We start from the raw sequence: 9,902 nt of genomic DNA, 5'->3' as shown, positions 1-9,902 counted from the left end.
GCGAAGTGACGGCCACGCACGACAACTGCAATCGCGCCAGCACCACGCTGGAAGGCCTTGCCAAGCTGGAGCCGGTGAAAGGTCCGGGCCAGTTCATCACCGCAGGCAACGCCTCGCAGCTCTCCGACGGCTCCAGCGCCTGCGTGCTCATGGAAGCGAAAGAAGCCGAGCGCCGGGGCCTGCAGCCCCTGGGCGCGTTCCGTGGCTTTGCGGTGGCCGGTTGCGAGCCCGACGAAATGGGCATTGGCCCCGTGTTTGCCGTGCCCAAGCTGCTGGCGCGCCACGGCCTCACGGTACAGGACATTGACCTGTGGGAGATGAACGAAGCCTTTGCCTCGCAGGCCCTGTACTGCCAGCGCCGCCTGGGCATTCCGTCCGAGCGGCTGAACGTGAACGGCGGAGCGATTGCCATTGGCCACCCCTTCGGCATGACCGGCGCGCGCCTGGTAGGCCACCTGCTGCTCGAAGGCCGCCGCCGCAAGGCCAAGTACGGCGTGGTGACCATGTGCATTGCCGGCGGCATGGGTGCGGCAGGCCTGTTTGAAATTTATTGAACCCAGGCCAAGCCACGCGACCGAACCCTGAACTGCAAGCGACCCGATATGGACCTGAATTTCACCCCCCAAGAAGAAGCCTTCCGCGCCGAGGTGCAGGCTTTCCTGAAAGCCAAGCTGCCCGAGCGCATCGCCACCAAGGTGAAGGCCGGGCAGCGCCTGACCAAGGCGGATCAGGACGAATGGCACGCCATCCTCAACGAACGCGGCTGGTTGGCCAACCACTGGCCCGAGGCCTACGGCGGCCCCGGCTGGGGCGCGGTCGAAAAGTTCATCTTCGACACCGAATGCGCGCTGGCCGGTGGCCCGCGCATCGTGCCCTTTGGCGTGAACATGCTGGGCCCGGTGCTCATCAAGTTTGGCAACGAGGCGCAAAAAAAATACTGGTTGCCGCGCATCCTGAGCGGCGAGGACTGGTGGTGCCAGGGCTACTCCGAACCCGGCGCGGGCTCGGACCTGGCCTCGGTCAAGACCACGGCAGTGCGAGTCACTGACGAAACAGGCGACCACTACATCGTCAACGGCCAGAAAACCTGGACCACCCAGGGCCAGCACGCCAACATGATCTTCTGCCTGGTGCGCACCGACCGCGAAGCCAAGGCCCAGTCGGGCATCAGCTTCTTGCTGGTGGACATGAACTCGCCCGGCGTGGAACTGCGCCCCATCCGCACGCTCGATGGCGACAAGGAAGTCAACGAGGTGTTCTTTACTGACGTGAAAGTGCCCGTGGAAAACCTGGTGGGCGAGGAAAACAAGGGCTGGACGTATGCCAAGTACCTGCTGACCTACGAGCGCACCGGCATCGCAGGCGTGGGCTTTTGCATTGCTGCGCTGGCCAAGCTCCAGGTGATCGCCGCCAAGGTGATGAAAAACGGCAAGCCGCTGGACCAGGACCCGCTGTTTGCCGCACGCATGGCCCAGGTCGAGATCGACCTGGAGAACATGAAGACCACCAACCTGCGCGTGATTGCCGCCGTGGCCGGTGGCGGCGTGCCGGGGGCCGAAAGCTCCATGCTCAAGATTCGCGGCACCGAGATCCGCCAGGAGATCCTGTCGCTCATCCGCCGCGCGATGGGCCCCTACGCGCTGCCCTTCATCGAAGAAGCGCAGTACGAAGGCTACGCCGACGAACCCGTGGGACCGAAGGAGGCCGCCACAGCCGCGGCCAACTACTTCAACTACCGCAAGCTGTCGATCTTCGGCGGCTCCAATGAAATCCAGAAGAACATCATTTCCAAGATGATTCTCGGCCTGTAGCAGTGAACAACCCCCTGAGCCGCTGCGCGTCTTCCCCCTTCTCTCGGCTTCGCCGGGAAGGGGGACACCGCCAGCGCGGCGGGGCGGCCCTTGCGCGGCGGCCGCTGGCCTGGGCGGCGCCAGTCGCGTCCACCCTGTACCTTGGCGAGCCGGCCAACAACTGATTCCAGAGGAACGTGGAAATGAATTTTGAACACACCGAAGACCGCCGCATGCTGGCGGACACCCTGAACCGCTTCGTGGCCGAACAATACGGCATTGAAAAACGCAACCACATCGCCTACGGCGACACCGGCATGGACCTGGCGCTGTGGGCGCGGTTTGCCGAGCTGGGCGCGATTGGCGCGCTGTTCCCCGAAGCCGATAGTGGCTTTGGCGGCGCGGGCTTTGACGTGGCCGTGGTGTTTGAGGCCCTGGGCGCAGGCCTGGTGGCCGAGCCGTTTGTGGGTGCGTTGATGGTGGGCCGTGCCCTGGGCCTGGCCGGCAGCGCTGCGCAAAAGGAGCACATCGCCAGCATCATCGACGGCAGCACCGTGGTGACCCTGGCGCACGAGGAGCCCGGCGCGCACTATGCGCTGAGCCGTGTCACCACCCGCGCCGTGCGCAATGCAGACGGCTGGCTGCTGACTGGCCACAAGGCCTTGGTGTTGCATGGCGACCAGGCCCAGCTGCTGCTGGTGAGCGCCCGCACCTCCGGCGCGGAAGATGACGAAGAGGGCATCTCGCTGTTTTTGGTACCGGCCGATGCCGCAGGCCTGAAGCGCCGTGGCATGGGGCGCATCGACGGCGGCCGCGTGGCCGAAGTCACGCTGCAGAACGTGCAGGTGGGCGCTGGTGCGCTGCTGGGCGCTGAAGGGCAGGGCTTTGCCGCGCTGGAGCACGCCGTGGGCTGGGGCATTCTGGCCGTGTGTGCCGAGGCGCTGGGCGCGATGGACGTTGCCAAGAAGCACACGCTCGAATACCTGCAGACGCGCAAGCAGTTTGGCGTGCCGATCGGCAGCTTCCAGGCCCTGCAGCACCGCATGGCCGATTTGCTGCTGGAAGTGGAGCAGGCCCGCTCGGCGGTCATCAACGCAGCGGCTGCGATGGACAGCACCGACCGCGCCGAGCGCGAGCGTGCGCTGTCCGCCGCCAAAGTCACTATGGGCCGCATCGGCGCGCTGGTGGCTGAAGAAAGCATCCAGCTGCACGGCGGCATTGGCATGACGTGGGAGCTGCCGCTGTCGCACTACGCCAAGCGCCTGGTCATGGTGGACCACCAGTTTGGCGACGAAGACCATCACCTTGCGCGGTTCATCGCGCTCGGTAGGGGTTGAGGCCATGGAGCAGTCGCTGCCTCTGCTGCAACGCCGTGAGGGCGCGGTGCTCGTGCTCTCTAACAACAACCCGGCTGCGCGCAATGCGCTGTCGCCCGCGTTCTACGCGGCGCTGACCGCAGCCCTGGCGCAGGCCGAGGCCGACCCCACCGTGGGCGCCATCGTGCTCACGGGCGAGGGCGGGTACTTTTGCGCGGGCGGCGACCTGCGCCAGCTGGCCAAGCGGCGTGAGCTGCCGGTGCAAGAGCGCCGCGCCAAGCTCGAAGGCCTGCACGACCTGATCCGCACGGTGCGGTACTGCCGCAAGCCGGTGATTGCTGCGGTGGAGGGCGCTGCGGCCGGTGCCGGGCTGTCGTTGGCGCTGGCCTGCGACATGCTGGTGGCCGCGCGCAATGCCGTTTTCTCGGTGGCATATGTGAAAGTGGGGCTTACGCCCGACGGCGGCGCCACGGCCTTCCTGGCCGAGTTCGTATCGCGTCAGGTGCTGACCGAGCTGTGCCTCACGGGCGAACGCATCTCCGGCGAGCGGCTCTATGCGCTGGGCCCCGTCAACCGTCTGGCTGAGCCGGGTGAGGCCCTGGCGCAGGCGGTGGCCCTGGCCGCGCTGGTGGCCACCGGGCCTGACACGGCCATGGCGAACATCAAGGCCCTGTGCCGCAGCGCCTATGCGCAGCCGCTCGCAGATCAGCTGGAGCTGGAAGCGCAGCTGATGGTGCAGTCGCAGGCCACCGAAGAATCCCGCGAAGGCATTGGTGCGTTCCTTGAAAAACGCCCGGCCGATTTCGCGCGCCTGCGCCAGGTCAAAGCATCTGGCGCAGGTAATCGAGACACTCAGCAATGACCACTACAAACCTCTATCCACCGCTGCCCGAGGGCATGGACTTTCCGCTCGAAGGCGTGCGCGTTCTCGATCTGTCGCGCGTGTTTGCCGGGCCGCTGTGCGGCCAGGTGCTGGCCGACTTTGGCGCCGACGTCATCAAGGTGGAGCACCCCGGCCGGGGCGACGACACCCGCGACTGGGGCATGCGCGTCGGCAAGACCGAGACCACCTACTACAACAGCATGAACCGCAATAAGCGGTCCATCACGGTGGACTTGCAGACGCCCGAAGGCGTGAAGATCATCCGCGACCTGCTGCCGCAGTGCGACGTGGTGGTTCAGAACTTCAAGACCGGCGGTGCTGAAAAGCTGGGCCTGGGTTATGAGCAGCTCAAGGCGATCAAGCCCGATCTCATCTATTGCTCGGTGGCGGGCTACGACAGCTCGGGCCCCGAGGCCAAGCGGCCCGGATATGACCTGGTGATCCAGGCCGAGGCAGGACTGATGGCCATCAACGGTGAGGCCAGCCAGCCGCCCCTGAAGTTTGGCGTGGCTGCGGTGGACATGATGACCGGCATGTATGCCGCCCAGGCTGTGCTGGCGGCGCTGTTTCGCCGATGCAAAACAGGCAAGGGCCGCCACATCGAGATGGCGTTGTACGACTGCGGCCTGATGATCACCGGCTACTACGGGCTCGACGCCATGCTGCTGGGCCACGACCCGCAGCGCTACGGTAACGCCCACCCTTCCATCGTGCCGTACGGCATGTACGACGCGGCCGATGGCCCGCTCATCATTGCCGTGGGCAACAACGCGCAGTTCGACAAGTTCTGCCGCCAGGTCATCGAGCGCCCCGACATCGTCGAAGACCCGCGCTTTGCCACCAATGTGGAGCGCGCCAAGAACCGGCTGGTGCTGAGCCCGATGCTCAAGGAACTCATTGCTGGCTTTGCGCGGGATGTGCTTCTGGAGCGCCTGGCCGCAGCTGGCATCCCGTGCGGCCGCGTGGCCGGCCTGCACGAGGCGCTGACCAGCGAGCGCACGCGCCGCGGCGGCCTGCTGCAAGAGATGCCGCACCCCGTGGCGGGCACGACGCATGTGTTTGCGCCGCCCTACCGGATGGACGGCCAGCGCCTGCCGATTCGCAACGCACCGCCCACGCTGGGCGCCGCCACCCGTGACGTGCTGCAGCAGCTGCTGCAACTGCCCGAGGCAGAACTGCAGGCGCTGCGCGACAAGGGCGTGCTCACGCTGCCACCGCTCTAAGTACTATAAAAATAATAGCTGTAGGCGCTTGTTAGATAAGCGCTGGAGCCAATTTTCAACCTCAACTAGGAGACAAGCATGAACTTCAACCACATTCCCCGCCGTCGCATGTTGCAAGGCCTGGCCGCCTTGGGCAGCACGGGCCTGCTGGGCTCGGCCCTGGCGCAGACGGGCAAGGAAGCCTGGCCCAGCAAGCCCATCAAGCTGATCGTGCCCTACCAGGCCGGGGGCGCCACCGACATCACCGCCCGCACGCTGGGCGAGAAGCTCTCGGCCCGCCTGGGCCAGCCCGTGCTGGTGGAGAACCGTGGCGGCGCTGGCGGCGTGACCGGCACCGACCAGGCGCTCAAGTCGCCGGCCGACGGTTACACGCTGCTGGTGTCGCTGGGCACCACGATGCTGATCAACCAGTACCTGTACGAGCGCCTGCCGTACCAGCCGGAAAAGGACCAGGCTCTCATCACGCAGATCGCTCTGGCGCCGGTGGTGCTGCTGGTGCACCCGCAGTTGCCCGTCAACAACGCTTCCGAACTGATGGCCTACATCGACCGCAACAAGGGCAAGATTGCCTACGGCTCGTGGGGCATGGGCTCGTATGCCCACCTGGCCGGCGCATGGCTGTCCGACAAGCACAAGGCCGACATGAACCATGTGGCCTACCGGGGCGAGGCTCCCATGCTGCAAGATCTGGTGGGCGGGCAGTTGCAAATGGCGTTTGCCAGCCTGCAGTCGGCCCGGCCGTACATCGACTCGGGCCGCCTCAAGCCGCTGGCCGTGACCGGAACCCAGCGCATGGACGCGCTGCCCAAGCTGGCCACCATGACCGAGCAGGGCATCAAGGACGAGGTGTTCCAGGTCACCGGCTGGCTGGGCATGAGCGCCCCTGCCAAGACGCCGCCCGAAGTCGTGGCCCGCCTGGGGGCCGAGCTGAAAGCCATCATTGCCATGCCCGACGTGCGTGAGCGGATCCAGCAGATGGGCTTCATCCCCGTGGGCAGCAGCCCCGAGCAGTTTGCCGTTCAGTTCAAAAAGGACGCGCCCGTGTGGGAGCGGGTGGTGAAGGTGTCTGGGGCGAAATTAGATTGACACCCCCCTGAGCCGCTTTGCGGCTTCACCCCCGCTCTCGCAACGCTGCGCATTGCGGGCAGGGGGACGCAGCCAGCGCGGCGGGGCGGCCCTTGCGCGGCTGCTCTCGCTTCGGCCGCGCCAGTTTCTGACGGCGTGGGCCTACGCAGCGCTAAAGATCACTGAAAGACAAGACGTTTCGGCCATGAACAAACCATTCCTTTTCCCTGCTGCTTTCTCCCGCCGCGCCGTGCTGTCCGCAGTTGCTGCAGTGTCGGTCATCGTCCTGCTGGGCACGGCCCCGGCACATGCCCAGGCCTGGCCCAGCAAGCCCATCAAGCCCATCAAGCTGGTGGTGCCCTTTCCGCCGGGCGGCCCCACCGACACCGCCTCGCGCATCGTGGGCCAGAAGCTGGCTGAGCGCCTGAAGCAGCCCGTGGTGGTGGAAAACCGCGCGGGTGCGTCGGGCTCGATTGCTGCGCTGCAGATCGCCAAGACGCCCGGCGACGGTTACACGCTGATGATGCTGGCCACGCCCACGCTGCTGGCGCCGCACCTGTACAAGAAGGCCGGCTACGACACCACCAAGGACTTGATGTCGGTGGCCACCGTGTACGACTTGCCCATCGTGGTAGTGGTCAACCCTGCGCAGATGCCCTCGGTGACCGACCTCCAGAAGCTCATCACCCACGCCAAGGCGCAGCCAGGCCGGCTCAACTACACCTCCTCGGGCGTGGGCAGCTTTGGTCACCTGAGCATGGAACTGCTCAAGCAGCTGGGCCAGTTCGAGATGGAGCACATCCCCTACAGGGGCGGCGTGCCCGCCATCACCGACACGCTGGGTGGCCAGGTGCCCATGATGTATGCCGACCTGGTGGCGGCGCTTCCCCACATCCAGACCGGCAAGCTGCGCGCCATTGCCGTGGGCTCGCCGCAGCGCGTGGGCGTGATCCCCAATGTGCCCACCATTGCGGAGCAGGGCTTCAAGGGCTTTGATGCCGTGTCGTGGGGCGGCCTGATGGCCCCGCCCGGCACACCCAAAGAGGTGGTTGATCGCATCAGCAAAGAGGTCAAGGCCATCCTTGCTGACAAGGAGGTGCAGGACAAACTGCTCAACGCTGGTGCCATTGCCAACTACCAGTCCCCCGACCAGATGGCCAAGCGCGTGATGGGCGACTACACCAAGTGGGGCAAAGTGATCAGCGACAAGGGCATCATCTTCGAGTAAGTTGTGCCATGACCAGCACCGCCATTCCCGCTTTTTCTGCCGCTCCCGCCGCTTCCGTCGCTGTCGCTCCTTTCCCGCCGTTCCGGCTCGTCTCTGACCTTCTGCGCGAAAACGCGCAGCTGCGCCCCCATGCCAGCGCGCTGACCGACGACGACACTGCGCTGCACTGGGCGGCGCTGGACGCGCTGGTGGACCGCGTGGCGGCTTCGCTGCAGCAGGGCGGCCTGCAGGCGGGCGATGTGGTAGCCGTGTGTGCCGCATCGTCCGTGCGCTATGCCGCCGTGTACCTGGGCGCGCTGCGCACTGGTGTGGTGGTGGCGCCGCTGGCCCCATCGGTCACGCCGGATGCCATGGCCTCGATGCTGGGCGACGCCCAGGCGCGCGTGCTGTTTGCCGATGCGCAGGGCAGGGCGGCGGTGCCGCCTGCGGTGATGGAAGGCGCCGGTGCGCTGCCCCTCGTGGCGCTGGACGACACTGGCGCGGGCACGCCGTGGAGCGAGTGGCTTGCCCCTGAAGGCGCGGCGCCGCAGCCGGTGGACGTGGGGCCCGAACACCCGTTCAACATCATTTATTCCTCTGGCACCACCGGCAACCCCAAGGGCATCGTGCAGTCGCACGGCATGCGCTGGGCGCATCTGGTGCGCGGCCTGGCGCAGGGCTACGGCCCGGACAGCGTCACGCTGCTGGCCACGCCGCTGTATTCCAACACCACGCTGGTGTCGTTCTTTCCCGGCCTGTGCTGGGGCGGCAGCGTGCGGTTGATGCCGAAGTTTGACGCGCTGCGCTACCTGCAGACTGCGCAGCAGATCCGCGCCACGCATTCCATGCTGGTGCCGGTGCAGTACCAGCGCATCATGGCGCTGCCGCAGTTTGGTGAATTCGACCTGTCGTCCTTTCGCGCCAAGTTCTGCACCAGCGCGCCGTTCCGTGCCGAGCTCAAGGCCGACATCCTGGCGCGCTGGCCGGGCGCGCTGTACGAGTTCTACGGCATGACCGAAGGCGGCGGCACGTGCATCCTGGCCGCGCACGATCACCCCAACAAGCTGCACACCGTGGGCCAGCCCGCGTCCACCAGCGACATCCGCCTGATCGACGAAGACGGCAACGAACTGCCGCCCGGTGCCACGGGCGAGGTGGTGGGCCATTCGCCCGGCATGATGACCGGCTACCACCGCCAGCCCGACAAGACGCGAGAGGCCGAATGGTTTGACGCCACCGGCAAACGCTTCATCCGCACCGGCGATGTGGGGCGGTTCGACGAACAGGGCTTTCTGACCCTGCTGGACCGCCGCAAGGACATGGTGATCAGCGGCGGCTTCAATATCTACCCCAGCGACCTTGAGGCCGAGCTGCGCAAGCACCCGGCCGTGGAGGACGTGGCCGTGACCGGTGTGCCCTCTGAGCAGTGGGGCGAGACACCGGTGGCCTTTGTGTGCCGCCGGCCCGGCGCCCCCGACGATGCCGCCCAGATCATGGGCTGGTACAACGCCCGCGCGGGCAAGACGCAGCGGCTGGCCGCGCTGCATTTCATCGATGAGCTGCCGCGCAGCGCGATTGGCAAGGTGCTCAAGCGAGAACTGCGCGACCTGCACCGCACACTGTCACAGTGACCGATTCCCTGTTTTTTCAGAAAGACCCAACCATGAAAGTTCTCGTTCCCGTCAAACGCGTGGTGGACTACAACGTGAAGGTCCGCGTCAAATCGGACAACACGGGTGTGGACATCGCCAACGTGAAGATGAGCATGAACCCCTTTGACGAAATCGCCGTCGAAGAGGCCGTGCGCCTGAAAGAAAGAGGCCTGGTGACCGAAGTCATCGCAGTGTCCTGCGGCGTAACGCAGTGCCAGGAAACCCTGCGCACCGCCATGGCCATTGGCGCCGACCGCGCCATCCTGGTGGAAACCGACGTCGAACTGCAGCCCCTGGCTGTGGCCAAGATATTGAAGGCCCTGGTGGACAAAGAGCAGCCCGGCCTCGTGATCCTGGGCAAACAAGCCATCGACGACGACGCCAACCAGACCGGCCAGATGCTGGCTGCATTGGCCGACCTGCCGCAAGCCACGTTCGCCAACAAGGTAGAACTCTCGGCGGACAAGGTCAGCGTGACCCGCGAAGTGGACGGCGGCCTGGAAACCCTGCAGCTGTCGCTGCCTGCCGTCATCACCACCGACCTGCGCCTGAACGAGCCCCGCTACGTCACCTTGCCCAACATCATGAAGGCCAAGAAAAAGCAGCTCGACATCGTCAAGCCCGAAGACCTTGGCGTGGATGTGGCTCCACGCCTCAAGACCCTGAAGGTCACCGAGCCCGCCAAGCGCGGCGCAGGCATCAAGGTGGCTGACGTGGCCGCCCTGGTCGAAAAACTCAAGAACGAAGCCAAAGTCATCTAAGGAGC

8 protein-coding genes and 1 pseudogene are annotated in these 9,902 nt (G+C 65.9%); all 9 read left to right on the top strand.

What is annotated here, in order from left to right; translation table 11 throughout:
- A pseudogene (locus tag ACK4OE_RS14310) lies at positions 1-554 on the top strand (acetyl-CoA C-acyltransferase); the annotation flags it as partial.
- A 48-nt stretch (positions 555-602) separates the two neighbouring features.
- Positions 603-1,811, top strand: a complete 1,209-nt coding sequence (locus tag ACK4OE_RS14305; RefSeq protein ID WP_409885475.1) for an acyl-CoA dehydrogenase family protein — start codon at positions 603-605, stop codon at positions 1,809-1,811.
- Positions 1,812-1,993: 182 nt separating this feature from the next.
- On the top strand, positions 1,994-3,127 hold the full coding sequence (locus ACK4OE_RS14300) for an acyl-CoA dehydrogenase family protein (protein ID WP_409885474.1): 1,134 nt from the start codon (positions 1,994-1,996) through the stop codon (positions 3,125-3,127).
- A 4-nt stretch (positions 3,128-3,131) separates the two neighbouring features.
- Entirely contained in the window at positions 3,132-3,968 is an 837-nt protein-coding gene (locus ACK4OE_RS14295) for an oxepin-CoA hydrolase, alternative type (RefSeq protein WP_409885478.1), read from the top strand.
- Positions 3,965-5,212, top strand: coding sequence for a CaiB/BaiF CoA transferase family protein (locus ACK4OE_RS14290; protein ID WP_409885473.1), 1,248 nt, complete (start codon positions 3,965-3,967; stop codon positions 5,210-5,212). Before ACK4OE_RS14295 ends, ACK4OE_RS14290 begins: the two co-directional genes overlap by 4 nt.
- A gap of 78 nt (positions 5,213-5,290) precedes the next feature.
- Positions 5,291-6,298 carry a Bug family tripartite tricarboxylate transporter substrate binding protein gene (locus tag ACK4OE_RS14285; RefSeq protein ID WP_409885472.1) on the top strand — a complete coding sequence of 336 codons (1,008 nt, stop codon included), beginning with the start codon at positions 5,291-5,293 and terminating at the stop codon, positions 6,296-6,298.
- A 184-nt stretch (positions 6,299-6,482) separates the two neighbouring features.
- Positions 6,483-7,505 (top strand): Bug family tripartite tricarboxylate transporter substrate binding protein, encoded by a 1,023-nt coding sequence (locus ACK4OE_RS14280; RefSeq protein WP_409885471.1) that lies wholly within the window; start codon positions 6,483-6,485, stop codon positions 7,503-7,505.
- Positions 7,506-7,513: 8 nt separating this feature from the next.
- Positions 7,514-9,115, top strand: coding sequence for a class I adenylate-forming enzyme family protein (locus tag ACK4OE_RS14275; protein WP_409885470.1), 1,602 nt, complete (start codon positions 7,514-7,516; stop codon positions 9,113-9,115).
- 32 nt (positions 9,116-9,147) lie between these two features.
- A complete protein-coding gene (locus ACK4OE_RS14270; RefSeq protein WP_409885469.1) occupies positions 9,148-9,897 on the top strand; it encodes an electron transfer flavoprotein subunit beta/FixA family protein in 750 nt (249 codons plus the stop codon).
- The last annotated feature ends 5 nt before the right edge of the window (positions 9,898-9,902 follow it).

Origin of the sequence: Acidovorax sp. (genome assembly GCF_046314175.1) — a bacterium.
Classification (GTDB): domain Bacteria; phylum Pseudomonadota; class Gammaproteobacteria; order Burkholderiales; family Burkholderiaceae_C; genus Acidovorax.
This window is presented reverse-complemented; position numbering and strand designations above follow the sequence as displayed.